Source organism: Pseudomonas sp. SORT22 (assembly GCF_018417635.1).
In the GTDB taxonomy this organism is placed as follows: Bacteria; Pseudomonadota; Gammaproteobacteria; order Pseudomonadales; family Pseudomonadaceae; genus Aquipseudomonas.
The window spans coordinates 823,496-848,448 of the sequence record NZ_CP071007.1 but is presented as its reverse complement, the minus strand read 5'-3'; the positions used below and the strand labels follow the sequence as shown (position 1 = coordinate 848,448).

At 63.6% G+C, this 24,953-nt stretch carries 26 protein-coding genes; 15 read left to right on the top strand and 11 right to left on the bottom strand.

The genetic code is table 11. The features are described 5' to 3' along the window. Positions 1 to 5: 5 nt before the first annotated feature. From rsfS to JYG36_RS04020, 3 genes are read right to left on the bottom strand one after another with little or no spacing between them, the layout of a single operon-like run. Positions 6 to 431 carry a ribosome silencing factor gene (gene rsfS / locus JYG36_RS04030; protein WP_045199877.1) on the bottom strand — a complete coding sequence of 142 codons (426 nt, stop codon included), beginning with the start codon at positions 429 to 431 and terminating at the stop codon, positions 6 to 8. A 45-nt stretch (positions 432 to 476) separates the two neighbouring features. Continuing rightward, positions 477 to 1,127 (bottom strand): nicotinate-nucleotide adenylyltransferase, encoded by a 651-nt coding sequence (gene nadD / locus JYG36_RS04025; RefSeq protein ID WP_050990013.1) that lies wholly within the window; start codon positions 1,125 to 1,127, stop codon positions 477 to 479. A gap of 37 nt (positions 1,128 to 1,164) precedes the next feature. After that, entirely contained in the window at positions 1,165 to 2,436 is a 1,272-nt protein-coding gene (locus JYG36_RS04020) for a glutamate-5-semialdehyde dehydrogenase (protein ID WP_045199881.1), read from the bottom strand. Positions 2,437 to 2,620: 184 nt separating this feature from the next. On the opposite strand from JYG36_RS04020, the gene JYG36_RS04015 reads away from it, so the two are divergent. Both JYG36_RS04015 and JYG36_RS04010 read left to right on the top strand, forming a co-directional pair. Then, positions 2,621 to 3,313, top strand: a complete 693-nt coding sequence (locus JYG36_RS04015) for a DNA-3-methyladenine glycosylase (RefSeq protein ID WP_213603168.1) — start codon at positions 2,621 to 2,623, stop codon at positions 3,311 to 3,313. A 4-nt stretch (positions 3,314 to 3,317) separates the two neighbouring features. Further along, positions 3,318 to 4,634 carry a bifunctional DedA family/phosphatase PAP2 family protein gene (locus JYG36_RS04010; RefSeq protein ID WP_045199883.1) on the top strand — a complete coding sequence of 439 codons (1,317 nt, stop codon included), beginning with the start codon at positions 3,318 to 3,320 and terminating at the stop codon, positions 4,632 to 4,634. A gap of 4 nt (positions 4,635 to 4,638) precedes the next feature. On the opposite strand, the gene JYG36_RS04005 is transcribed toward JYG36_RS04010, so the two are convergent. Genes JYG36_RS04005 through JYG36_RS03995 form a run of 3 tightly spaced genes read right to left on the bottom strand, consistent with a single transcriptional unit; the run spans position 4,639 to position 6,314 of the window. Beyond that, entirely contained in the window at positions 4,639 to 5,229 is a 591-nt protein-coding gene (locus tag JYG36_RS04005; RefSeq protein WP_045199885.1) for an LON peptidase substrate-binding domain-containing protein, read from the bottom strand. A 9-nt stretch (positions 5,230 to 5,238) separates the two neighbouring features. Further along, positions 5,239 to 5,955 carry an LrgB family protein gene (locus JYG36_RS04000; protein WP_045199887.1) on the bottom strand — a complete coding sequence of 239 codons (717 nt, stop codon included), beginning with the start codon at positions 5,953 to 5,955 and terminating at the stop codon, positions 5,239 to 5,241. Further along, positions 5,952 to 6,314: a CidA/LrgA family protein gene (locus JYG36_RS03995; RefSeq protein WP_045199889.1), complete on the bottom strand. Its 363-nt coding sequence runs from the start codon at positions 6,312 to 6,314 to the stop codon at positions 5,952 to 5,954. Before JYG36_RS03995 ends, JYG36_RS04000 begins: the two co-directional genes overlap by 4 nt. 158 nt (positions 6,315 to 6,472) lie before the next feature. Between JYG36_RS03995 and JYG36_RS03990 the strand changes: the two genes are divergently transcribed. The 3 genes from JYG36_RS03990 to JYG36_RS03980 all read left to right on the top strand — a co-directional run bounded on the left by JYG36_RS03990 (position 6,473) and on the right by JYG36_RS03980 (position 9,418). Beyond that, on the top strand, positions 6,473 to 6,928 hold the full coding sequence (locus JYG36_RS03990; protein WP_045199890.1) for a MaoC family dehydratase: 456 nt from the start codon (positions 6,473 to 6,475) through the stop codon (positions 6,926 to 6,928). A gap of 88 nt (positions 6,929 to 7,016) precedes the next feature. After that, positions 7,017 to 8,750, top strand: coding sequence for a C13 family peptidase (locus JYG36_RS03985; RefSeq protein WP_093379172.1), 1,734 nt, complete (start codon positions 7,017 to 7,019; stop codon positions 8,748 to 8,750). 26 nt (positions 8,751 to 8,776) lie between these two features. Further along, positions 8,777 to 9,418, top strand: coding sequence for an oxidoreductase (locus JYG36_RS03980; protein ID WP_045199893.1), 642 nt, complete (start codon positions 8,777 to 8,779; stop codon positions 9,416 to 9,418). Between the two features lie 67 nt (positions 9,419 to 9,485). Here the strand turns inward: JYG36_RS03980 and JYG36_RS03975 are convergent, their stop codons facing one another. From JYG36_RS03975 to JYG36_RS03960, 4 genes are all read right to left on the bottom strand, one after another. Next, entirely contained in the window at positions 9,486 to 9,773 is a 288-nt protein-coding gene (locus JYG36_RS03975; RefSeq protein WP_093379169.1) for a YceK/YidQ family lipoprotein, read from the bottom strand. Then, complete coding sequence (gene ubiX / locus JYG36_RS03970; RefSeq protein ID WP_045199899.1) at positions 9,770 to 10,399, bottom strand: flavin prenyltransferase UbiX; 630 nt, start codon at positions 10,397 to 10,399, stop codon at positions 9,770 to 9,772. Before ubiX ends, JYG36_RS03975 begins: the two co-directional genes overlap by 4 nt. Beyond that, positions 10,396 to 11,745: a UDP-N-acetylmuramate:L-alanyl-gamma-D-glutamyl-meso-diaminopimelate ligase gene (gene mpl, locus JYG36_RS03965; RefSeq protein ID WP_045199905.1), complete on the bottom strand. Its 1,350-nt coding sequence runs from the start codon at positions 11,743 to 11,745 to the stop codon at positions 10,396 to 10,398. The genes ubiX and mpl overlap by 4 nt, the downstream gene beginning before the upstream one ends. A gap of 66 nt (positions 11,746 to 11,811) precedes the next feature. Then, on the bottom strand, positions 11,812 to 13,734 hold the full coding sequence (locus JYG36_RS03960) for a sigma-54-dependent Fis family transcriptional regulator (protein ID WP_093379163.1): 1,923 nt from the start codon (positions 13,732 to 13,734) through the stop codon (positions 11,812 to 11,814). A gap of 266 nt (positions 13,735 to 14,000) precedes the next feature. On the opposite strand from JYG36_RS03960, the gene exaC reads away from it, so the two are divergent. The 10 genes from exaC (at position 14,001) to JYG36_RS03910 (ending at position 24,048) form a co-directional block, all read left to right on the top strand. Then, a complete protein-coding gene (gene exaC / locus JYG36_RS03955; protein WP_123565105.1) occupies positions 14,001 to 15,521 on the top strand; it encodes an acetaldehyde dehydrogenase ExaC in 1,521 nt (506 codons plus the stop codon). 110 nt (positions 15,522 to 15,631) lie between these two features. Continuing rightward, on the top strand, positions 15,632 to 17,080 hold the full coding sequence (gene eat / locus JYG36_RS03950) for an ethanolamine permease (protein ID WP_045199911.1): 1,449 nt from the start codon (positions 15,632 to 15,634) through the stop codon (positions 17,078 to 17,080). Positions 17,081 to 17,131: 51 nt separating this feature from the next. Continuing rightward, positions 17,132 to 18,526, top strand: coding sequence for an ethanolamine ammonia-lyase subunit EutB (locus JYG36_RS03945; RefSeq protein WP_213603165.1), 1,395 nt, complete (start codon positions 17,132 to 17,134; stop codon positions 18,524 to 18,526). An 11-nt stretch (positions 18,527 to 18,537) separates the two neighbouring features. Further along, positions 18,538 to 19,362 (top strand): ethanolamine ammonia-lyase subunit EutC, encoded by an 825-nt coding sequence (eutC, locus tag JYG36_RS03940; protein WP_213603163.1) that lies wholly within the window; start codon positions 18,538 to 18,540, stop codon positions 19,360 to 19,362. Positions 19,363 to 19,456: 94 nt separating this feature from the next. Beyond that, positions 19,457 to 19,915, top strand: a complete 459-nt coding sequence (locus JYG36_RS03935; protein ID WP_123565102.1) for a GNAT family N-acetyltransferase — start codon at positions 19,457 to 19,459, stop codon at positions 19,913 to 19,915. A 211-nt stretch (positions 19,916 to 20,126) separates the two neighbouring features. Continuing rightward, on the top strand, positions 20,127 to 20,777 hold the full coding sequence (locus tag JYG36_RS03930; RefSeq protein WP_038998563.1) for a DedA family protein: 651 nt from the start codon (positions 20,127 to 20,129) through the stop codon (positions 20,775 to 20,777). 9 nt (positions 20,778 to 20,786) lie between these two features. Next, entirely contained in the window at positions 20,787 to 21,602 is an 816-nt protein-coding gene (locus JYG36_RS03925; RefSeq protein WP_213603161.1) for a M90 family metallopeptidase, read from the top strand. Between the two features lie 91 nt (positions 21,603 to 21,693). Then, the gene (ppa, locus tag JYG36_RS03920; RefSeq protein WP_007933577.1) at positions 21,694 to 22,221 is read left to right on the top strand and encodes an inorganic diphosphatase; all 528 of its coding nucleotides are present in this window, start codon (positions 21,694 to 21,696) and stop codon (positions 22,219 to 22,221) included. A gap of 164 nt (positions 22,222 to 22,385) precedes the next feature. Then, positions 22,386 to 23,096: a LexA family transcriptional regulator gene (locus JYG36_RS03915; RefSeq protein ID WP_093379139.1), complete on the top strand. Its 711-nt coding sequence runs from the start codon at positions 22,386 to 22,388 to the stop codon at positions 23,094 to 23,096. 337 nt (positions 23,097 to 23,433) lie between these two features. Beyond that, on the top strand, positions 23,434 to 24,048 hold the full coding sequence (locus tag JYG36_RS03910; RefSeq protein WP_213603159.1) for a glutathione S-transferase family protein: 615 nt from the start codon (positions 23,434 to 23,436) through the stop codon (positions 24,046 to 24,048). Here the strand turns inward: JYG36_RS03910 and JYG36_RS03905 are convergent. Next, positions 24,029 to 24,916 carry a LysR family transcriptional regulator gene (locus tag JYG36_RS03905; RefSeq protein ID WP_093379097.1) on the bottom strand — a complete coding sequence of 296 codons (888 nt, stop codon included), beginning with the start codon at positions 24,914 to 24,916 and terminating at the stop codon, positions 24,029 to 24,031. The two genes, JYG36_RS03910 and JYG36_RS03905, sit on opposite strands and share 20 nt — an antisense overlap. Positions 24,917 to 24,953 lie beyond the last annotated feature (37 nt).

Genomic DNA, 24,953 nt, shown 5'->3' with positions numbered 1-24,953 from the left:
CTTCCTTATTCCCGATCTTTCAGCTTGTCTGCAAAGTCGTGGGTGTTTTCCGGGCTGTGGTGCTTGCCATCGGCGGCACGGCTCTGCTCGGCACCCATCCACAGACGCTCAAGGTCGTAGAACTGACGGGCAGCGGCAGTCATCATGTGGACGATGACATCATTCAGGTCCAGCAGTACCCAGTCGCTGTCGCCCTTGCCTTCTTCGCCCAACGGCTGCACGCCCTTGGCCTTGACCTGCTCACGGACCTTTTCCAGCATCGCGCTGATCTGGCGGTTGGAGGTACCGGTGGCGATGATCATGTAGTCGGTCAGGCTGTGCTTTTCTTTTACGTCGATAACCTGGATGTCCTGGGCCTTGACGTCTTCCAGGGCGGACTTGGTCAGTTCGACCAGCTCTTCGGCGCTGACGTTGTGTTTTTGCTTGGTCATATAAAACTCATTCAACTCAATAGTATGAGGCGCTTCTCAGCACCCTCAGTTCGGCGCACGGTAAAGGTTGTGCGCATCGATGTAGGCCAGTACTGCGTCCGGCACCAGAAACCGCACCGACTTGCCGCTGGCCAGCAGCTGTCGGATCTGCGTGGCTGACACCGCAAGCGGCGTCTGCCAGACGAATGCAATATTCCCGGCAGGCCCTTCAAGGGCCTGCGGATCACTGACCGAACGTGCGGCCAGCAGGTTGCGCAAGGCATCCGGCGGCTCGACGTCGGCATCCGGGCGTTGCAGCACCAGGATGTGACAGTGTTGCAGCAATTCTTCCCAACGGTGCCAACTGGGCAGGCCGCAGAACGCGTCCCAGCCCAGCAGCAGAAACAGCTGCTCTGAGGCGGCCATTTCGGCACGCATCAGTTCCAGCGTTTCGATGGTGTACGACGGCTTGTCACGGGCCAGTTCGCGGGCATCGACCGACAGCGTAGGCACGCCCTGAACCGCGCACTGGACCATCGCCAGCCGGTCCTGGGCCGACACTTGCGGCGTATCACGGTGCGGCGGGCGGGCGTTGGGCATCAGCCGCAGCTCGTCGAGCGCCAGCACTTCGGCGACCTCCAGCGCACTGCGCAGGTGTCCGATGTGCACCGGGTCGAAAGTCCCGCCGAGCACGCCGATGCGCCGGGCGGGCGACATCGTCGAGACTGGGGCGAGCGGTTTGCGCTCGGCCAAGTCAGAGCGACTCCTGTCCGCGCAGCTGACCGTCGCCGATCACCACGTATTTTTCGCAGGTCAGGCCTTCCAGGCCAACCGGGCCTCGGGCGTGCAGCTTGTCGGTGGAAATCCCGATCTCCGCGCCCAGACCGTACTCGAAACCGTCGGCAAAGCAGGTCGGGGTGTTGATCATTACCGACGACGAATCGACCTCGGCCATGAACTGGCGAGCCTGCGCCTGGTGTTCGGTGACGATCGAATCGGTATGGTGCGAGCCATAGCGATTGATGTGTTCGATGGCCTGGTCCAGACCGTCCACTACGCGGATCGACAGAATCGCCGCGAGGTATTCGGTGTTCCAGTCCGTTTCGGTCGCCGGCAGCGCCTCGATGATTTTCAGCGTGCGCTCACAACCGCGCAATTCGACGCCTTTTTCCCGAAATTGTCGCGCCATTTCCGGCAGGAACTCGGCCGCGACCGACTGATCGACCAGCAGGGTTTCCATCGCCCCGCAGATGCCGTAGCGGTAGGTCTTGGCGTTGAAGGCGATGCGCCGGGCCTTGTCCAGCTCGGCGTGCTCAGCCACATAGACGTGGCAGATACCATCGAGGTGCTTGATCACCGGCACCCGCGCGTCGCGGCTGATGCGCTCGATCAGGCCCTTGCCGCCACGCGGCACGATGACGTCGACGAACTCCGGCATGCTGATCAGCGCACCGACTGCTTCGCGATCGGTGGTTTCGACCACTTGCACCACCGCCGCCGGCAAGCCGGCCTCGGCCAGGCCGCGCTGGATGCAGGCGGCAATGGCACGGTTGGAATGGATGGCTTCGGAGCCGCCGCGCAGGATGGTGGCGTTGCCCGACTTCAGGCACAGGCTGGCAGCGTCGATGGTCACGTTCGGACGCGATTCGTAAATGATGCCGATCACCCCCAGCGGCACGCGCATCTTGCCGACCTGGATACCCGATGGCCGGTAGCTCATGTCGCGGATCGCGCCGACCGGGTCCGGCAGGCTGGCCACCTGGCGCAGCCCGACGATCATGCCGTCGATGCGTGCCGGGGTCAGCGCCAGGCGCTCGAGCATGGCCGCTTCCAGGCCATTGGCGCGGCCAGCAGCGAGGTCCAGTTCGTTGGCGGCGGTCAGCTCGGCGCGGGCAGCGTCCAGGGCGTTGGCGGCGGCTTGCAGGGCGCGGTTCTTTTGCGCAGTGCTGGCACGGCCGATCACGCGCGACGCCGCGCGGGCAGCGCGACCCAGGCGGGTCATGTAGTCAAGAACGGACTCAGTCATGGGCTCAGTGGTCTTGGCGAAGGGGAAAATCGGATGATTATAACTGTCGTGTGGCCCCACGCCCAGCGGTGACAGGCGGATGGTCGAAAAGAGTGCCGGCCCCTCGCTTCATAATGGCCATTCAGGGTTGGTTAAGACAGAAATTGCTATCATCGCCCACCTGTCCACCCGCGAACCTGCCCGCATGCCAGACTCCGCCCCCTGCCCGCCCAAGGCCCTGCCCGACAGCTTCTTCGACCGCGACGCTGGCGAATTGGCCAGGGCCCTGCTGGGCAAGGTCATCCGCCACCGCTACGGCCCGTACTGGCTGGCGGCACGGATTATCGAGACCGAGGCCTACTACCTCAGCGACAAGGGCAGCCACGCTTCGCTCGGCTACACCGAAAAACGCCGGGCGCTGTTCCTCGACGGCGGGCACATCTACATGTATTACGCCCGCGGCGGCGACTCGCTGAACTTCAGCGCCCACGGGCCGGGCAATGCGGTGTTGATCAAATCGGCCTACCCCTTCGTCGATGCCTTGTCGGATGACAACAGCCTGGCACAGATGCAACTGAACAACCCTGACGCCAGCGGCCAGGCGCGCCCGCCCGAACGCCTGTGCGCCGGCCAGACCCTGCTGTGCAAGGCCCTGGGCCTGAAAGTGCCGCACTGGGACGGCAAACGCTTTGATGCCGAGCAGCTGTTTGTCGAGGACTGCAGTATCAAAGTGAAACAAATTATCCAGACCACCCGCTTGGGGATTCCCCACGGCCGCGATGAACATCTGCCCTACCGTTTCGTCGACGCCGACTTTGCCCGCCATTGCACACGGAACCCGCTGCGCCGGGGCCAAGTCGAAGGCCGGGACTACTTTTTACTGACACAAGGAAACTGACACGATGGGCCCATGGCTCGACAGCCTGACCACCTGGCTCAGCGCCAACCCGCAGTGGCTGGGATTAGCGATTTTTCTGGTGGCCTGCGTGGAATGCCTGGCGATTGCCGGGATTATCGTCCCCGGCACCGTTTTGCTGTTCGCCGTCGCGGTACTGGCCGGCAGCGGTGCGTTGAGCCTGGGCGAAACCCTGTTGCTGGGCTTTGCCGGTGGTTTGCTCGGCGACGCGATCTCCTACACCTTAGGCCGGCGCTTTCACCAGAACATCCGCCGCTTGCCGCTGCTGCGCCACCATCCGGAATGGATCGGCAGCGCCGAAACCTACTTTCAGCGCTATGGTATCGCCAGCCTGCTGGTCGGGCGCTTCATCGGCCCGCTGCGGCCGATGCTGCCCATGGTCGCCGGCATGTTCGACATGCCGCTGCCGCGTTTTATCGCCGTCAGCCTGCTGGCCGGGGCCGGTTGGGCAGTGGCTTACCTGCTGCCGGGCTGGGCAACCGGCGCGGCCATGCGCCTGCCGTTGCCGGAAGGCTTCTGGCCACAGGCTGGGGTAGTTATGGGCGGCCTGGCGGTGCTGGTCGGCCTGAGCATCAACAGCAGCCTGCGCAGCATGCGCCGCGGCACCCGGCTGATTGCCGGGATGAGCTTGCTGGCCCTGACCGGGCTGTTTCTCGGCTGGCCATACCTGACCCAGTTCGACCAGGGCCTGATGACCCTGATCCAGGAGAACCGCAGCCGCGCCATCGACGGCACGGTGGTACTGATCACCCGCCTCGGCGATTTCCGAACCCAGTTCTTCCTCGGCGGCCTGCTCACCGGCCTGTTATTGCTGGCCCGCCAGTGGCGCCCGGCGATTTTCGCCGGCAGCACCCTGATCGGCACGGCCCTGGCCAATGGCAGCCTCAAGTGGCTGTTTGCCCGGGCGCGCCCGGAGGTACTCACTGATCCGCTGACCACCTACAGCATGCCCAGCGGCCACAGCTCGGCGTCGTTTGCGTTCTTCCTGGTACTGGCGGTGCTGGCCGGGCGCGGGCAGCCGCCGCGCATGCGCCTGACCTGGATCATGCTGGGCTGCATTCCCGCGCTGGCGATCGCGCTGTCACGGGTGTACCTGGGGGCGCACTGGCCGACCGACATCCTCGCCGGCGCCATGCTCGCCTGCTGCGTGTGCGCTACCAGCCTGACCCTGACCCAATACCGGCAACCGCTCACCGCCCTGCCGCTACGGGTCTGGTGGCTGATCCTGCCGGCCTGCGTCGCCCTGCTGGCGTTCTTCGCCCTGCACTCGCTGCCGCACGCCTTGCTGCGCTACCAGTACTGAGGCATCAGGCGAACAGCTCGCCTTGCAGCCGGTCAAGCAGCGCCTGGATAGCCTCCAGGCGCTTGTGCGGTGAGTCGATGGCCAGCAGGTCGAGTTTGTCTTCTTCAACGAACGGCAGCAGGTAGGCGAGCTGGTTGGCCAGGGCCTGCTGGCCGTGGACCGTCACCGGCATGCCCAGCGCCTCGACCATCGGGTGCTCGCCCAGGGCTTGCAGCAGCGCCAGCAAGTCGTGATGGTCATCTTCCAGCGGCTCGTCGGCAAGCTCCGGCAGCCACGACACATCAGCGACCAGCAACTGGTCCTTCTGCACCTCGAACGGCCCGACACGAAAGCGCCGGGTGCCTTCGACCCGAATCCCCAGCAGGCCGTTGTCCTGCTGCTGAAAATCGCGAATCAGCGCCTCGCAGCCAACCTGCGAGAAACCGCTGGGCGCAGCGCCAACCTGCTCGCCCTCAAGGATGCACACCACGCCAAAACCACCGCCCTGCTTCATGATGCGACCGATCATGTCCAGGTAACGCGCCTCGAAGATCTGCAGATCGAGAAAGCAGCCCGGGAACAGCACGGTATTGAGCGGAAACAGGGGTAACGTCATTGCAACTCCTCAAGCAACCAGGCTAACCGCCAGTGGCAGGAATACCGCCGTGGCAACCCCCATCAGGCTCATCGCCAGGGCCGCGAAGGCCCCGCATTCTTCACTTTCCTGCAGCGCTACCGAAGTACCAACCGCATGCGCAGTCACGCCTAAAGCCATGCCGCGCGCTTCAGGGCTGTGCACACCACAACGCGACAGCAGCGCCGGGCCGAAAATCGCCCCGATCACCCCGGTGATCAACACGAACACCGCCGCCAGCGCGGCCACGCCGCCAATCTGCTCGGCCACCAGCATGGCAATCGGCGAGGTCACCGATTTTGGCGCCATGGTCATCAGGATCATGTGCTCGGCGCCAAACCACCAGCCCAGCAACAGGCAGGCGCCGGTGGCGAACACCCCTCCGATTACCAGCGTAGTAAAGGTCGGCCAGAACAGCTGGCGAATGCGCCGCAGGTTGAGATAGAGCGGCACCGCCAGGGCCACGGTCGCCGGGCCCAGGAGGATGTTCATGATCTCGGTGCTTTTGCGATATTCGCTGTAAGTCAGGCCACAGCCCAGCAGTACGCCAATGACTACCAGCATCGACACCAGCACCGGCTGCAGGAAGATCCAGCGGGTTTTCTCGTAGGCCGCCAGCACCAGCTGGTAGGCGCCCAGGGTGATGCCGATGCCAAACAGCGGATGGTGAATGACGGCGTTGACGGCGCCGCTCCAGTCCAGGCTCATGGCTGCTCCTCATGGCTGCCCTGGCGGGCCATCAGTTTGTGCATCAGCACGCCGACGAACACCAGGGTGAGCAGCGCCGACAGCACCAGGGCGCCGACGATGGCCCAGAAGTCGGCGGCGATATCTGCGGCATAGACCATTACCCCCACCGCCGGCGGCACCAGCAGCAGTGGCAAGTAGCGCAGCAGGCTGTTGGCCGCCTCGCTCAGGGGCGCGCCCACCTCGCCACGCAGCATCAGGTACACCAGCAGCAACAGCAGGCCGATGATCGGCCCGGGGAGGATCGGCACCACCAGGTGATTGATCGCCGTTCCGAGCAACTGGAACAGCACCAGCCAGGTCAAACCACGCAACAGCATAAGCATCTCCTTGAGGCCTGGCGGCCATTATAAGCACGCTAACGACCGGGCTATAAGCCGATCTTCGCCGACTTGACCACTTCCTGCAGGCGTGCTGATCTTAGACTTTCGAATCTGCCGAAGTCATAACAAAACCAAAGACAATCTGGAGAGTCACAATGCCCTATGTACCTGTTGCAGAGCTTTCGCAGTACGTTGGAAAGGAACTGGGACGTTCCGAATGGCTGACCATCGATCAACAGCGCATCAACCTGTTTGCCGAGGCGACCGGCGACTTTCAGTTCATCCATGTCGACCCGGACAAGGCGGCAAAAACGCCATTTGGCAGCACCATCGCTCACGGTTTTCTCACCCTGTCGCTGATCCCCAAGTTGATGGAAGGCATTCTGGTTGTGCCTGAAGGCCTGAAAATGGCCGTCAACTATGGCCTGGACAGCGTGCGTTTCATCCAGCCGGTGAAAGTCGACAGCAAGGTGCGGCTCAAGGTCGATCTGGCCGAGGTGACCGAGAAGAAACCCGGACAGTGGCTGCTCAAGGTCACCGCCACCCTGGAAATCGAAGGCCAGGAAAAACCTGCCTACATCGCCGAACCGCTGTCGCTCTGCTTCATCTGAGCCAGGCACTGGGTGAAACCGTCCTGGCGACTGTTTCACCCCCCGCGTTCTACGGCATACTCGGGGCCTCACTTGTCCGGACCCCGCCATGCGCCCACTCGTTCCCCTTGCCCTGACCCTGCTACTGGCCGCTTGCGGTGACGGCGAACCCCTGTCGCCGCCCGATGCGCGCCTGCCCGATGGCGGCCGCTATCGGGGCGAGGTGGTCGACGGCCTGCTGCAAGGTGCCGGGCGCATCGACTACCCCAACGGCAGTTGGTACAAGGGCAACTTCCTCAATGGCCAGTGGCATGGCCAGGGTGAATGGCATGGCAGCAATGGCGAGGTCTACCGCGGCGGGTTCCAGCAGGGCCTGTTCCACGGCCTGGGCACCCTGAAAACACCGGGCAGCAGCTACACCGGTGGGTTCAAGCTCGGCCGCCGCGACGGCGAAGGCACCCTCAAGGAACCCGGCCTGCTTTACCGTGGCCAGTTCAAGGACGACCAGTACCACGGCGCCGGCCATCTCGAACTGGCTGACGGCAGCCAGTACCAGGGCCTGTTCGCCCGCGGCAAACCCAATGGCGAAGGCATCCGCAGCGACGCCAGCGGCAACCAGTTCAGCGGCCGTTTCGTCAACGGCCAGCTCGAAGGCAGCGGTACCTTCAACAGCGCCGAAGGCGACCAGTACATCGGTGCCTTCCATGACAACCGCCTGGAAGGCCGCGGCCGTTACGAAAACACTGATGGTGACGTGTGGATCGGCCAGTTCAAGGACGGCTCGCTCAGCGGCAAGGGCGAGCTGATCGGCAGCGACGGCAGCCACTACAAGGGGTATTTTCGCGACTGGCGGTTTTCCGGTAACGGGCGCCTGCAGTTGCCGGACGGCAGTGTCTATGTCGGCGGCTTCGAGAACGACACCTACCAGGGCAACGGCCGCCTGACCCTGCTCGACGGGCGCAATGAAAGCGGCCAGTGGCTCAATGGCCAGCGCGTGCGCGACGAGCACGGCAAACTGCTGCCCGACCCGCTGGAACTGGCGCTGCTCAACCAGGGCGGCCTGCTCGACCAAGCGCTGGCCAAGGTGCCGGCCTCGACCCCGGACATCGAACTCTACAGCCTGGCCCTGGGGGGCGATGGCAAACAGAGCGTGTTCCTGCGCGAGGCCGATTACGTCAGCAACATGCTCAAGAGCCGCTTTGGCGCGGTCGGCCAGATCAGCCTGGTCAACCACCGCGACCACCTCAGCGACCGGCCCATGGCCACCCGCGAGAACCTTGCCCGCGCCGTGCGCACCCTGGCCGAACGCAGCGGCCCGGAAGACCTGGTGTTCATCTACCTGACCAGCCACGGCAGCCACGAGCACGAACTGGTACTCGACCAGCCGCGCCTGCAACTGGCAGACCTGCCCGCCGATGCCCTGGCCACGACCCTGGCGCCCTTGAAAGACCGCGACAAGATCATTGTCATCTCGGCCTGTTATTCAGGCGGCTATATCGCCCCGCTCAAAGACGAGCGGACCCTGATCATGACCGCCTCGCGCGCCGACCGGGTGTCGTTCGGCTGCTCCGAAGAAGCCGACTTCACCTACTTTGGCGACGCCCTGTTCGCCCAGGCCCTGAACCAGACCGACGACCTGCAGCAGGCCTTCGAGCGGGCCAGCGCCAGCGTCTCCGAGCGCGAGGCCATTGAAGGCTTCGATGCCTCCGAGCCTCAGATCTGGGCACCCAAGGGCGTACTCGATCACTGGCAGCGCCTGCGCCAGCAACAAGCGCGCAAAGCCTTGCAAAGTGATGCGGGCAAGCAACAGGCCGAGCATGCAAAAAATGCTGGCAACCACTAAGCTGACTGTATCAAGGGAGAGACATCATGTACTTGACGCCTCAGCACATCCTGCTTGCCGGAGCCACCGGTCTTACCGGTGAACACTTACTTGATCGGCTGCTCAACGAGCCCACCGTCAGCCGCGTATTGGCCCCCACCCGTCGCCCACTGGCCGAACACCCGCACCTGGAAAACCCGGTGGGTGACCCGGCGGTGTTCCTCCCGCAACTGGCAGGTCGCGTCGACATCGCCTTCTGCTGCCTGGGCACCACGATCAAGCAGGCAGGGTCCGAGCCGGCCTTTCGCGCGGTCGACCTGGACATGGTCGTCGCCTTCGGCAAGCGCGCCCGGGAGATGGGCGCGCGGCACCTGCTGGTGGTCAGCGCCCTGGGCGCCGACCGCAGATCGCCGATCTTCTACAACCGGGTCAAAGGCGAAATGGAGGCCGCATTGAAGGCCCAGGACTGGCCGCAACTGACCATCGCCCGGCCTTCGCTGCTGCTGGGTGACCGCATCGAACCGCGGATGTCGGAACGCTTGGCCGGGCCGCTGTCGAAGCTGATCCCGGGCAAGTACCGGGGCATCGAGGCCTGCCAACTGGCCAGGGCGCTGTGGCGTTTGGCGCTGGAAGAGCAGGACGGGATCCGGATTGTCGAGTCGGATGAATTGCGCCGGTTGGGCAAGTAGCAATCGCGGGGCAACCCCCTCCCACAGAGTGTGTGGGAGCGGGCTTGCCCCGCGATCAGGCCAGCCGCTACAACCCGCCCGTCGCCTGAAAGCCAATTCCCAGCGCGGTCAATACCGACAGCGGTAGCAGCACGGTATCAAGCAAGGCACTGCCCGGCAGGTCCAGCCCGGGATACTTCGGCGCCTCGGCGCCAAAGCGGTCAATGGCGCAACAACCGCCCTGCAACGCATACAGATCCAGGCGCGTACCGGCATATACCACCGGCGCCCCCGGTTTGGCCGCGTCCAGGGTGCGCACACTGGCGCAACCGCTAGCCATCACGCACAGCAGCATCACGCCCAGCAGGCGCTTCATTCATCCGCGCCCAGATGATGCTCGCCCCAACGCGGCAGCATGTCCTGGGGAATGTTCAGCAGGTTGAGGATCCGTGCGACAACAAAGTCGATCAGGTCGTCGATGGTCTGCGGCTGATGATAAAAGCCCGGCGCCGCCGGCAGGATCACCGCGCCCATGTTCGACAGCTTAAGCATGTTCTCCAGGTGGATGGTCGAGAACGGTGCCTCACGCGGCACCAGGATCAACTGCCGACGCTCCTTCAGGGTCACGTCTGCAGCCCGCTCGATCAGATTGTTGCAGGCGCCGGTGGCAATCGCCGACAAGGTCCCGGTCGAGCACGGCACCACCACCATCGCCGCCGGCGCGCCAGAGCCCGAGGCGACCGGCGACATCCAGTCTTCCTTGCCATACACGCGGATCTGCCCGGCGGCAGCGCCGGTGTACTCGGTGAGGAAGGCCTGCATGGCTTGCGGTTTGGCCGGCAGCAACACATCAGTCTCGGTGGCCATCACCAGTTGCGCGGCCTTGGAGATCAGAAAATGCACCTCGCGGTCTTCGCGCACCAGGCAATCGAGCAGGCGCAGCCCATACTGCGCCCCCGAAGCCCCGGTCATGGCCAGGGTGATGCGTTCCGGCCCGCTCATTTCAGCGCCTCGGCCAGCTTGCCGTGCAGGCCGCCGAAGCCGCCATTGCTCATGATCACCACCTGGGTACCGGGCTTGGCCTGGCTCTTGACCCGTTCGATGATCGCTTCAAGGCTGTCGGCCACCACAGCCGGCACCTTGCATTCGGCGGCGGTGGCGGCCAGGTCCCAGCCCAGGTTCGGCGGTGCGTACCAGATCACCTGGTCGGCATCGTTGACGCTCTCGGGCAGGCCATCGCGGTGGGCGCCGAGCTTCATCGAGTTGGAGCGCGGCTCGATCACGGCAATCAGCGGAGCATCGCCGATGCGTTTGCGCAAGCCATCGAGGGTGGTGGCGATAGCGGTCGGGTGGTGAGCGAAGTCGTCATAGATGGTCACTCCCTGTACTTCAGCGACCTTTTCCATCCGCCGCTTGACGCTCTTGAACGCGCTCAATGCGGCAATACCCATGGCCGGCACCACGCCGACATGACGCGCCGCCGCCAAAGTAGCCAGGGCGTTGGCGACGTTGTGCTGGCCGGTCAGCTCCCACTCGACCACGCCCTGGGTTTCGCCTTCGAAGCTGACTTCGAAACGCGAACCGTCGGCGCTGAGCAGTTTGACCTGCCACTGCCCGCCTTCACCGGTGGTCTGCACCGGCGTCCAGCAGCCCATCTTGATCACGCGCTCAAGGGCCGGCTCGGTGGTCGGATGGATCACCAGGCCTTCGCTTGGAATGGTTCGCACCAAGTGGTGGAACTGTCGCTCGATGGCGGCCAGGTCAGGGAAGATATCCGCATGATCGAACTCAAGATTATTGAGGATCGCGGTACGGGGACGGTAGTGCACGAACTTCGAGCGCTTGTCGAAGAAGGCGCTGTCATATTCGTCGGCCTCGACCACGAAGAACGGCGTGCCGCCCAGGCGCGCCGAGACCGAGAAATTCTGCGGCACGCCGCCGATCAGGAAGCCCGGGCTCATGCCGGCGTGCTCCAGCACCCAGGCAAGCATGCTGCTGGTGGTGGTCTTGCCATGGGTGCCGGCAACCGCCAGCACCCAGCGGCCTTGCAGCACGTGGTCGGCCAGCCACTGCGGGCCCGACACGTAGGGCAGGCCCTTGTTCAGTACGTACTCGACTGCCGGGTTGCCCCGCGACAGGGCGTTGCCGATCACCACCAGGTCGGGCGCCGGGTCCAGTTGGGCGGCGTCATAGCCCTGGGTAAGTTCGATGCCCTGGGCTTCAAGCTGGGTGCTCATCGGTGGGTAGACGTTGGCATCGGAGCCGGTGACCCGATGGCCAAGCTCCTTGGCCAGCACGGCCAGCGAACCCATGAAAGTGCCGCAAATACCGAGAATATGAATGTGCATGATCGACCTCGCAAAACGTCGAGGCAGGGTAGCCTAGGGCGCGACAAATCGCATCCTGTGTTTCGCTCAGGCGTCCCGGGCGATGCCGTGTTTGCGAAGTTTTCGATACAAGGTATTACGGCTAACCCCCAACTGCGCGGCGACATGGGTCATGTGCCAGCGCTGCTGCTCCAGCACTGCCAGCAAGGCGTTGCGCTCGGCGCTGTCCAGCAGCGGCGCGGGGTTATCCACAGGTGAGGAGCTTTTGATAAGTGCCGGCGGCTGGCGAACGACCGCCGGCAGGTCGGCAAACTCGATGTGCCCCTCTTCGCTCAGCGCCACCAAGGTACGCAGGACGTTGCGCAGCTGGCGCACGTTGCCCGGCCAGGCGAAGTCGAGCAACGCCCGGCGCGCCGCAGGGTCCAGGCTTACGCTTTGCTCACCGGCCTCTTCGGCCAGGATGAAGTCGAGCAACTGCGACTTGTCGCTGCGCTCGCGCAAGGCCGGCAGATCGATTTCCAGGCCGTTGAGACGGTAGTAAAGGTCTTCGCGGAAACTGCCATCCTCGACCCGCTCGAGCAAGTTGCGGTGGCTGGCGCTGATGATGCGCACGTTGACGGCCTGCGGTTCGCCGCCGATGGGCACCACCATGCGGTCTTCCAGCACCCGGAGCAAACGGGTCTGCAGGGCCAGCGGCATGTCGCCGATCTCGTCCAGCAATAGCGTGCCACCGTCGGCCTGCTGCAGCTTGCCGCGCATGCCCTCCTTGCGCGCCCCGGTAAAACTGCCGCCGCGATAGCCGAACAGCTCGCTCTCGATCAGGCTCTCGGGGATCGACGCACAGTTGAGGGCAACAAACGCCTTGCTGCTGCGTTGGCTGGCCTGGTGCACGGCTTTGGCGAAGGCCTCCTTGCCGCAACCGGTCTCGCCGCGCAGCAGCAATGGCACATCGCGTTCGAACACACGAACGGCCCGGCGAAAATCGTTCTGCAGGGCCGGATCGACCAGACAGATGCCACCGGGCTGCGAGGTTTTCGCCGGGGCAACAAACGGCGCCGCTGCCGGCGCCAGCGAACGCACCTGGCCGCGCAGACTGGCGAACAGTACCCGGCCGTCGCGGGTGCGTAGCGGCCAACTGGTGTTGGCCTGGGCAGTGGCGCGGCTGAACAGCTCGTCCTGCGCACAATCGAAGAACATATCCACAGGCTTGCCGAGCACACCGCCACGGATGGTGCCCAGCAGGTTCAAGGCGCTCTGGTTGACCGCGCAGATCCGCCCGTCGCCATCAAAGGCCAGCAGCCCTTCGCTGAACATCCCTACCGATTCGGCCTGCAGATGAAAGCGCAGGAGGAACTGGTTATCGAAATAGCGCAAAAAGTAGCTGCTCTCGATCATCTTCGCCGAGAGGTTGACCAGCGCCATGGTGTGAAACTGGCTCTGGCGCGAAACATCAGCGCGGGCAGACGATACATCGAGCACCGCCAGCAACTCGCCGTGCGGGTCGAACACCGGGCTGGCCGAGCAGGTCAGGCCGGTATGACGGCCACGAAAGTGCTCATCCTGGTGGATGGTTACCGCCTGGCGCTCGACCAGGCAGGTGCCGATGCCGTTGGTACCTTCACGTGCCTCGCTCCAGTCGGCACCCAGCCACAGCCCGGCGCGCTCGAAGATGCGCCGTTCGGTAGGCGCGGTGACGCAATTGAGGATGACCCCGCGGGCATCGGTGAGCAGCACCGCATGGCCGGCACCGGACAGCTGCTGGTGCAGGCTGTTCATCTCGTTGCCGGCGATCTGCAGTACCTGCTGCAAGCGCTCGCGGCTTTCCAGCACGCGGCCGTGCTCGAGCACGGTCGGGGCCATGCTCTGGGCCGGATCCAGGTGATAGTCCTCAAGGCAACGCAGCCAGGAACGGGCAATCGACGGATCGCTGCCGGGGCCCTGTGCCAGGGCCTTGCCCTGGGTCACGGTGAGGACTTGCCGGGCATGCCGGCTAAGGTGATTGCTCTGCACTTTTTATTGTTCTCCGCAGACGAGATAAGCCCAGCATCCTCCACCCGTCGGCGCAATGCAATGCTGGCTTGACCGCTGGGTCACGCTTTGTGTCAGCAACGGTACAAAGTGTCACCCAGGCTGTACCGGCGCTGCTACAGCGCCCTTCCTGCACCTGCGTAAAAACCTGCCAAGCCCTTGATTTAACTGGGGTCGGCCACACTGGCCCAACCCTTGCTCTATGCTTTACATCCTCCCCAACAAGCACAATAGCCAGGAGAAACATCATGCGTTATGCACATCCCGGTACCGAAGGCGCCAAGGTTTCCTTCAAGAGCCGTTACGGGAACTACATCGGTGGCGAGTTCGTTGCCCCAGTCAAAGGCCAGTACTTCGAAAACACCTCGCCGGTGAACGGCCAGCTGATCGCCGAATTCCCCCGCTCGACTGCCGAAGACATCGAAAAAGCCCTGGATGCCGCCCACGCCGCCGCTGATGCCTGGGGCACAACCTCGGTGCAGGCACGTTCGCTGATCCTGCTGAAAATCGCCGACCGTATCGAACAGAACCTCGAACTGCTGGCCATCACCGAAACCTGGGACAACGGCAAGGCCATCCGCGAAACCCTCAACGCAGACATCCCGCTGGCTGCCGACCATTTCCGCTACTTCGCCGGTTGCCTGCGCGCCCAGGAAGGCAGCGCCGCCGAAATCGACGGCAACACCGTTGCCTACCACATCCATGAACCATTGGGTGTGGTTGGCCAGATCATCCCGTGGAACTTCCCGATCCTGATGGCCGCGTGGAAACTCGCCCCGGCCCTGGCCGCCGGCAACTGCGTGGTACTCAAGCCGGCCGAGCAAACCCCGCTGGGCATCAGCGTACTGCTGGAGGTGATCGGCGACCTGCTGCCGCCTGGCGTGCTCAACGTGGTGCAAGGCTATGGCCGCGAAGCCGGTGAAGCCCTGGCCACCAGCAAGCGCATCGCCAAGATCGCCTTTACCGGCTCTACCCCGGTCGGTTCGCACATCATGAAATGTGCCGCCGAAAACATTATTCCGTCGACCGTCGAACTGGGCGGCAAGTCGCCGAACATCTTCTTCGAAGACATCATGCAGGCCGAGCAGAGCTTCATCGAGAAAGCCGCCGAAGGCCTGGTGCTGGCATTCTTCAACCAGGGCGAGGTGTGCACCTGCCCATCGCGGGCACTGGTGCAGGAGTCGATCTACCCGGCGTTCATGCAAGAGGTGATGAAGAAGATCAAGCAGATCAAGCGCGGCGACCCGCTGGACACCGACACCATGGTCGGCGCCCAGGCCTCCGAACAACAGTTCGACAAGATCCTCTCGTACCTGGAAATCGCCGAGAAGGAAGGCGCCGAACTGCTCACCGGCGGCAAGGTGGAAAAACTCGAAGGCAGCCTGTCGACCGGCTATTACATCCAGCCGACCCTGCTCAAGGGCACCAACCAGATGCGCGTGTTCCAGGAAGAAATCTTTGGCCCGGTGGTTAGCATCACCACCTTCAAGGACGAAGCCGAAGCCCTGGCGATCGCCAACGACACCGAGTTCGGCCTCGGCGCCGGAGTCTGGACCCGCGACATCAACCGCGCCTACCGCATGGGCCGCGGCATCAAGGCCGGTCGCGTCTGGACCAACTGCTACCACCTGTACCCGGCCCACGCCGCGTTCGGTGGCTACAAAAAGTCCGGCGTCGGCCGTGAAACCCACAAGATGATGCTCGATCACTACCAGCAAACCAAAAACCTGCTGGTCAGCTACGACATCAACCCGCTGGGCTTCTTCTAAACGAGATACAGCGCGGCTTCGAACCGGGGCCGCGCTGGCTCGCTTCCTGCAAGACCATCACCAGACAAACCGGCACCCGCCGGTATTGATAAAAACAACAGGTGAATCCTATGCCAAGCGATCATACCGGCAGCGTGCCGGCAGGCTCTTCTGTCGACTTCGAAAAAGTCGGCTCCGACTATTTCCAACAACGTGAACTGAAAAAGGGCGCCGCCGGCTGGGTATTGCTGGTGGGCCTGGGCGTCGCCTACGTGATTTCCGGCGACTATGCCGGCTGGAACTTCGGCCTGGCCCAGGGTGGCTGGGGCGGCATGTTCCTCGCCACCTTGCTGATGGCGACCATGTACCTGTGCATGTGCTTCTCGCTGGCCGAGCTGTCGTCGATGATCCCTACCGCCGGTGGTGGCTACGGTTTTGCCCGCAGCGCCTTCGGGCCCTGGGGCGGGTTTCTCACCGGCACGGCGATCCTCATCGAATACGCGATTGCCCCGGCGGCCATTGCCGTGTTCATCGGCGCCTACTGCCAGTCGCTGTTCGGCATCGGCGGCTGGATGATCTACCTGGCCTTCTACATCATCTTCATCGGCATCCACATTTTTGGGGTCGGTGAAGCGCTCAAGCTGATGTTCATCATCACCGCCGTGGCCGCCATTGCCCTGGGCGTGTTCCTGGTGGCGATGGTGCCGCACTTCGACGTCAACAACCTGTTCGATATAGCCCAGACCGACGCCGTCGGCGCCAGCAGCTTCCTGCCGTTCGGCTATGTCGGGGTATGGGCGGCGATCCCTTACGCGATCTGGTTCTTCCTCGCCGTCGAAGGTGTGCCGCTGGCTGCCGAAGAAACCAAGAACCCCAAGCGCGACCTGCCCCGCGGCCTGATCGGCGCCATGCTGGTGCTGCTGGCCTTTGCCCTGCTGATCCTGGTGGTCGGCCCGGGTGGTGCCGGTGCCGAGGCGCTCAAAGCCTCCGGTAACCCGTTGGTGGAGGCGCTGTCGAAAGCCTACGGCGGTTCGACCTGGATGGGCGGTTTCGTCAACCTGGTGGGCCTGGCCGGCCTGATCGCCAGCTTTTTCTCGATTATCTACGCCTATTCGCGGCAGATTTTTGCTTTGTCGCGTGCCGGCTACTTGCCACGCAAGCTCTCGGAAACCAACAAGAGCAAAGCGCCGGTACTGGCCCTGGTGATCCCCGGGATCATCGGCTTTGGCCTGTCGCTGACCGGCCAGGGCGACCTGCTGATCCTGGTCGCGGTGTTCGGCGCTACGCTGTCTTATGTACTGATGATGGCCGCACACATCACCCTGCGCATCCGCCGGCCGAAAATGGAGCGGCCGTATCGCACCCCAGGCGGCATCTTCACTTCGGGCGTGGCCCTGGTGCTGGCCTGCATCGCGGTGGTGGCGGGCTTTCTGGTCGACCCACGGGTAGTGATTGGCGCCGCGGCGATTTATGCGGTATTGATTGCCTACTTTGCTTTCTACAGCCGGCACCACCTGGTCGCCGGGACCCCGGAAGAAGAATTCGCCGCGATCCAGAAGGCCGAAGAGGCCCTGCACTGATCAACGCCACCTACGCCGCAGGCCAGCCCTGCGGCGTTCTGGAGAGTCTGTATGGCAAGTTTTGTTCACACGGCAGGCAACCAGACCTACCGTTTCGACAGCCTCAAGGAAGTCATGGCCAAGGCCAGCCCGGCGCGTTCGGGTGACTTTCTCGCCAGTGTCGCCGCCAGCAACGACGGCGAACGGGTAGCGGCGCAGATGGCCCTGGCCGACATCCCGCTCAAGCATTTTCTGACTGAAGCGCTGATCCCCTACGAAGACGATGAAGTCACCCGGCTGATCATCGACACCCATGATGCCAATGCCTTTGCCGCCGTCAGCCACCTGACCGTCGGCGGGCTGCGTGACTGGCTACTCAGCGAAGCCGCCGATGAAGACAGCCTGCGTGCCCTGGCCCCGGGGCTGACCCCGGAAATGGCTGCGGCCGTGTCGAAAATCATGCGCGTGCAGGACCTGGTGCTGGTGGCGCAGAAGATCCGCGTGGTCACCCGTTTTCGCGGCACCATGGGCCTGCGCGGGCGGCTTTCGACCCGCCTGCAGCCCAACCACCCGACCGACGAGCCGGCCGGGATTGCCGCGAGCATTCTCGACGGCCTGCTCTACGGCAACGGCGATGCAATGATCGGCATCAACCCGGCCACCGACAGCATTGCCTCGATCTGCGCCCTGCTGGAGATGCTCGACGCCATCATCCAGCGCTATGACATCCCCACCCAGGCCTGTGTGCTGACCCACGTGACCACCTCGATCGAGGCGATCAACCGCGGCGTGCCGCTGGACCTGGTGTTCCAGTCGATTGCCGGAACCGAAGCGGCCAACGCCAGCTTCGGCATTAACCTCAATGTGCTCAAGGAGGGTTACGACGCAGGTCTGAGCCTCAACCGCGGCACCCTCGGGCAGAACCTGATGTACTTCGAGACCGGCCAGGGCAGCGCCCTCTCGGCCAACGCCCACCATGGCGTCGACCAGCAGACCTGCGAAACCCGCGCCTACGCCGTGGCCCGTCACTTCAAGCCGTTTCTGGTCAACACCGTGGTCGGTTTCATCGGCCCGGAGTACCTGTACAACGGCAAGCAGATCATCCGCGCCGGGCTTGAAGACCACTTCTGCGGCAAGTTGCTGGGCGTGCCCATGGGCTGCGACATCTGCTACACCAACCATGCCGAAGCCGACCAGGACGACATGGACATGCTCCTGACCCTGCTGGGTGTGGCCGGAATCAACTTCATCATGGGCATTCCCGGCTCCGACGACATCATGCTCAACTACCAGACCACTTCATTCCATGATGCGCTCTACGCCCGGCAGACCCTGGGCCTCAAGCCTGCGCCGGAGTTCGAAAGCTGGCTGGCGCGCATGGGCATCTTCACCCAGGCCGACGGCCGGGTGCGTTTCGGTGACAACCTGCCACCGGCCTTCCGCCAGGCCCTGGCGCAACTGGGATAAGCGAGTCGACTATGGCCAATACTCCCCAACACGACAACAGCGCCAATCCCTGGCTGGAACTGCGCCGCCTGACCCCGGCGCGCATCGCCCTGGGCCGCACCGGCACCAGCCTGCCGACCGGCGCCCAGCTGGACTTTCAGTTCGCCCACGCCCAGGCCCGCGACGCCGTGCACCTGGCCTTCGACCATGCCGGCCTGCGCCAGCAATTGAGCGAGCGCGGACGTGAAAGCCTGCTGCTGCACAGCGCCGCCGCCGATCGTCACAGCTACCTGCAACGCCCCGATCTGGGGCGCCGCCTGCACGAAGATTCAGCACAACGGCTGCGCGAACACGCCCAGGCCAACCCCGGCGGCGTCGATTTGGCCATCGTGGTTGCCGACGGCCTCTCGGCCCTGGCCGTGCATCGCCATACCCTGCCGTTTCTCGCCCGCCTGGAAGAACAGAGCGCCGCCGACGGCTGGTCGACCTCTCCGGTGGTGTTGGTCGAACAAGGCCGGGTGGCGGTGGCCGATGAAGTGGGCGAGCTGCTCGGGGCGAAAATGACCGTGATCCTGATCGGCGAACGCCCGGGCTTGAGCTCGCCGGACAGCCTCGGGCTGTACTTCACCTACAACCCCAAGGTCGGCCTCACCGACGCCTACCGCAACTGCATCTCCAACGTGCGCCTGGAAGGCCTGAGCTACGGCATGGCCGCCCACCGCCTGCTGTACCTGATGCGCGAGGCTTGTCGGCGGCAGATGTCGGGGGTCAATCTGAAGGATGAAGCCCAGGTGCAAACCCTTGAGTCAGACACCGATACGCCGAAAAGCGGAAATTTCCTGTTGAGTAAACCTTGAGATCGTAGATTGCGCTTTCTAATTGCTTTCAGGCAGCATCTGCCAAGGCTGCCGGCGATTCGCCGCAAACTCCCATGGACCCTGAGGCCTGCTTATGCGAATCATCAAAGCAACCCTGGAACATCTGGACCTGCTTGCCCCGCTGTTCGTCAGATACCGCGAGTTCTACGGCCAGCTGCCCTACCCGGACTCCTCGCGCTCGTTCCTGGAAAAACGCCTGGAGCGTGGCGAGTCGATCATCTACCTGGCCCTGCCGGACGATGACGACAGCAAACTGATGGGCTTTTGCCAGCTCTATCCGAGCTTCTCGTCGCTGTCGCTCAAGCGCGTGTGGATTCTCAACGACATCTATGTCGCCGAAGACTCCCGGCGCATGCTGGTGGCCGACCACCTGATGCGCGAAGCCAAGAAGCTGGCCAAGGAAACCAACGCCGTGCGCCTGCGGGTATCGACCAGCAGCGACAACGAAGTGGCGATGAAAACCTACGAGTCCATCGGATTTCACGAAGACACCGAGTTCAAGAGCTACATCCTGCCTATCCACTCGGACTGATCCGGGCGCAACGGCAGGCGCGATGCCTGCCGTTCACATCCATTCGACATCCGCCGCTACAAACTGCGCAGGCACAATCTGTTCGTAACCGTATAATGCGCCTCTTCATTGTGTGTGAAACTTTACCCATCTTCCGGGTAGCGACCGTCCGCATTCGCACTGCCAGCCATCGCCAGCCCGTCGCCCGGGTCAAGAACACAAGGTGCTGTACATGGATTTCAACCCGCTGGACCTTATTCTGCATCTCGACGCCTACCTGGACCTGTTGGTCAACAACTACGGCCCGTGGATCTACGCGATCCTGTTCCTGGTGATCTTTTGCGAGACCGGTCTGGTGGTCATGCCGTTCCTGCCGGGTGACTCCCTGCTGTTCATCGCCGGCGCCGTGGCCGCAGGCGGCGGTATGGACCCGGTGCTGCTCGGCGGCCTGCTGATGGCGGCGGCAATCCTGGGCGACAGCACCAATTACGTGATTGGCCGAACAGCAGGCGAACGCTTGTTCCGCAACCCCAACTCGAAGATCTTCCGCCGCGACTACCTGCAGCAGACCCACGACTTTTATGAGCGTCATGGCGGCAAGACCGTGACCCTGGCGCGCTTCCTGCCGATCCTGCGCACCTTTGCGCCGTTCGTCGCCGGCATCGCCAAAATGCACTACCCGCGGTTCCTCGGTTTCAGCGTCGCCGGCACCGTGCTCTGGGTAGGCGGCCTGGTCACCCTCGGCTACTTCTTCGGCAACGTGCCGTTCATCAAGCAGAACCTGTCGCTGATGATCGTCGCCATCATCCTGCTGTCGCTGGTGCCGATGATCATCGGCATCGTGCGCAGCCGCATGGGCCGCAACGAAGCCAAGGTTCACTAAGCCCGGTTTATGTGGTCGCTGAGCGCCTGGCGCCGTCGCCGTACCCTGGCCCGACACCCGCTCGACCCGCAGCGCTGGCAGCGGGTGCGCGAGCGCCTGCCGATGCTCGATGGCCTGAGCGACGAAGAAGACCAATGGCTGCGTGAAGCCTGCGTGTTGTTCCTCGATCACAAGCACCTGACTGCCCTGCCCGGGGTAGAGCTGGACGGCGAGCAGCGGCTGTTTCTTGCCGCCCAGGCGCAACTGCCGCTGCTGCACCTGGGCGAGCTGAACTGGTACCAGGGTTTTCACGAAATCATCCTCTACCCCGACGACTTCGTAAGCCCCCAGCGCCATCGCGACGCCAGCGGCATCGAGCACGAATGGGACGGCGAGCACAGCGGCGAAGCTTGGCAGCAGGGCCCGGTGATCCTCGCCTGGCCTGGCGTGCTGGCCAGTGGCGGCTGGGAAGGCTACAACCTGGTGATCCACGAACTGGCGCACAAGCTCGACATGCTCAATGGCGATGCCAACGGCCTGCCGCCGCTGCACAGTGACCTGCGCGTCAGCGACTGGGCTCAGGTCATGCAAGCGGCCTTTGACGACCTCAACGCCCAGCTCGACCGCAACCCCGACGCCGAAACCGCCATCGACCCCTATGCCGCGGAAAACCCGGCAGAATTCTTCGCCGTCACCTGCGAATACTTCTTCAGCGCCCCGGACCTGCTCAACGACGCCTACCCCGCGGTGTACCAGCAATTGCGCGGCTTCTACCGCCAGGACCCGCTGGCCCGCCTGCAGCAGTTGCAGCGCCACCACCCGCATTACCAGGACGCGCAGGACTGAGCCTGCCGGACATCCGCCCGGGCGTGGCAAGCGCGCTGGAATGTGCCTATAATCGCGACCAATTTTTGGCCAAACATGGGGGCACTGCCCAATGAGCTACAGCAAGATTCCGGCTGGCAAAGACCTGCCGAACGACATCTACGTCGCCATCGAGATTCCAGCCAACCACGCGCCGATCAAATACGAGATCGACAAGGACAGCGACTGCCTGTTCGTTGACCGTTTCATGGCTACCCCGATGTTCTACCCGGCCAACTACGGCTACATCCCCAACACCCTGGCCGACGACGGTGACCCCCTCGACGTGCTGGTTGTTACCCCGTACCCGGTAGCGCCAGGCTCGGTAATTCGCGCCCGTCCGGTCGGCATCCTGAACATGACCGACGACGGCGGCGGCGACGCCAAAGTCATCGCCGTACCGCACGACAAACTGTCGCAACTGTACGTCGACGTCAAAGAATACACCGACCTGCCAGCCCTGCTGATCCAGCAGATCGAGCACTTCTTCGCGAACTACAAAGATCTCGAGAAAGGCAAGTGGGTCAAGATCGAAGGCTGGGATGGCGCTGACGCCGCCCGCGCTGCGATCACCAAGTCGGTTGCCGCTTACAAAGGCTAAGCAACCTTCGAAAAAACCCCGCACATGCGGGGTTTTTTTATGTCTGGCTGAAAAATTTCCTACAGCATCCTAAGCCAACGCCTGTAAACCGATCACATTCCCCGGCAAAAGAAGAACTTTGCGTTTATTTCCCGCAGCCGATAAGCCCACTAAACTCGGGCCTCATGAATACATCCGGTGATCGTCTCAAAGCGCTCCTGAGCGAGTGCAACCTGTCCCCTTCCGACTTTGCCGCGCAGCGCAAGGTTACGCCGCAGCACGTCAACAACTGGTTCAAGCGCGGCGTGCCCCTGGCCCGGCTGGATGAAATCGCCGAACTGCTGTGCGTGCGCAGCCGCTGGCTGCGCAACGGCGAAGGCCCCAAGCACCCCAACCCCTTGCCGCGCCTCAACAGCCAGGCCGCCCGCCCAGGCGTTGAAGGCCCCGATGCCAGCGCGCTGGCGGCGCATAGCTACAACGACATCCAGGTGCCGTTCTACAGCATCCAGACTCGCCAGCTAAAACCGGTCGAAGACCGTTACCTGCGCCTGCCGCTGCGTGCCCTCGACGCCGTCGGCGTCGACCCCGGCGATGCCCTGTGCCTGAGCATGCCCGGGCACAACATGAGCCCGCTGCTGCCACGCGGCACCACCCTGGCCGTCGACCGCAGCCTGACCCGGGTGGTCGAAGGCGAAATCTATGCCTTGCTGCACAACGGCCGCCTGCGCATCAACAGCCTCAGCCGCCGCGCCAACGGCGCCTTGCGCCTGCACAGCCAGGACAGCGACGAATACCCCACCGAAACCTACAGCCCGGCACAACTGAAAACCCAGCGTCTGGAAGTACTGGGCTGGGTATTCTGGTGGGGCCACCTGCGCGACAGCCGCCCGGGCTGAGCACCGGCCAGTGATTTTTTGCTGGGCATCGCCGGCCAATCCCAGTATGCTACGCCGCACATTTAGCCCGACGGCCCAGCCCGTCCGCGGCCCTGGCGCGGCACCCCACAGCTTGCCCGCCACCTCCCGGCCCTAGCGCCGGAGCAACGATTTTAAGGCGGTTGCGGCTTACCAAAAATTAGCCAAGCCCGTCCCCGGAAGCCGGCCACAAGCCGGCTTTTTAATGCCTGAAACATTCCCCTGCGCGCACCTGACCTGCCAAGCCCACACTTCGAACCACACCGGGAAAAACTCGACTACTTTTACTCGGTCGTAACCTGTTCTCACTGGAGTGGTCATGAAACTCATCGGCATGCTCGATTCCCCCTACGTGCGCCGCGTCGCGGTATCGCTGGAGCTGTACGGCATCAGCTTCGAACACCAGGCGGTGTCGGTGTTTCGCAATTTTGCCGAGTTCGCCGCGATCAATCCGGTGGTCAAGGCGCCGAGCCTGGTGCTGGACGACGGCACGCTGCTGATGGATTCGACGCTGATTCTGGATTACTTCGAAGCCCTGGCCGTACCCGCCAAAAAGTTATTGCCACAAGACCCGCTGGCCCGCGCCAGCGATTTGCAGGTGATCGGCCTGGCGCTGGCGGCCAGTGAGAAGTCGGTGCAGATCTACTACGAGCACAACCTGCGCCCGCAAGAGAAGCTGCACACGCCCTGGCTGGAGCGGGTGACCGGGCAGTTGCAGGCGGCGTATGCGCAGCTCGACGGCTTGCTCGCCGAACAGCCGAGCAAGTGCCCCAGCCTGCCCTTGAGCCAGGCAGAAATCACCACGGCGGTGGCCTGGTCGTTCACCCAGTACGTATGCGCCGAGGTGGTTGCGGCCAGCGACTATGCGCATGTGCAGCGTCTGGCGCAGAAGATCGAAGGGCATCCGGCGATGCTCAAGTACCCGATCGAATAGCGTCCGGCGCCAACCCCTCGCGCAGCATCTGCACGAAGGCATCCCGGGCCGGATGCCTTGCTGCCTGGGCATGCCAGTAGAAGGCGTTGCTAATGGCCTTGAGTTCGGCGAACTCATGGCCGCTCCAGCCGGCGCCCTTGCGGTATTGCTCGAAGATGCCCCTGGGCACCAGCGACACTCCGGCGCCAGCACTGACGCAACTGACGATGGCGCCATAGCTGGCAATGCCGACAATCGGCAGTCTTTGCCCCTGTTCGAGCAACCAGTGCTCCAGAGCCGCGCGGTATGGGCAACCTTCCGGCCACATGAAGATGGCCTTGCCCTGCAGGTCTTCAGCGCTGCGAATCGGCCCCAACGATTCAGGCGCGATCAGCACCAGGTCTTCCTGGTACATGGGCGTGCGCTTGAGCAACGGCCGCTCGACCTCCACTGCGACAATCGCCCCGTCGAGGCGATGGTTGAGCACGTCATCGAGCAGTTGCGACCAGGTGCCCGTGCTCAATTCCAGTGATACCTGCGGGAAGCGCGCATGGTATTCGGCCAGTAGCCGCGGAAGCCGGCCACTGGCCGAGGACTCGATGGCGCCGATACGCAGGCGCCCGCTGGGCATGGCTTGCGGGCTCAGAGCGGCCTTCGAGGCTTCGACCAGGGCGAGCATCTGGGTGGCGTATTCAAGGAAGGTTTCGCCTGCCGGGCTGATCTTCAAACCGCGACCATGGCGAAAGAACAGCGCCACGCCCAGCTCTTGTTCAAGCGCCTTGATCCGCGCAGTGATGTTCGACGGCACGTAGTGCAACACCTCGGCCGCACGGGCGATGCTGCCGGTGTCGTAGACCGTCTTGAACATGCGAATCTGCATCAGCTCCATACATCACCCAAAGTGAACGATACGCTCAGTATAAGTC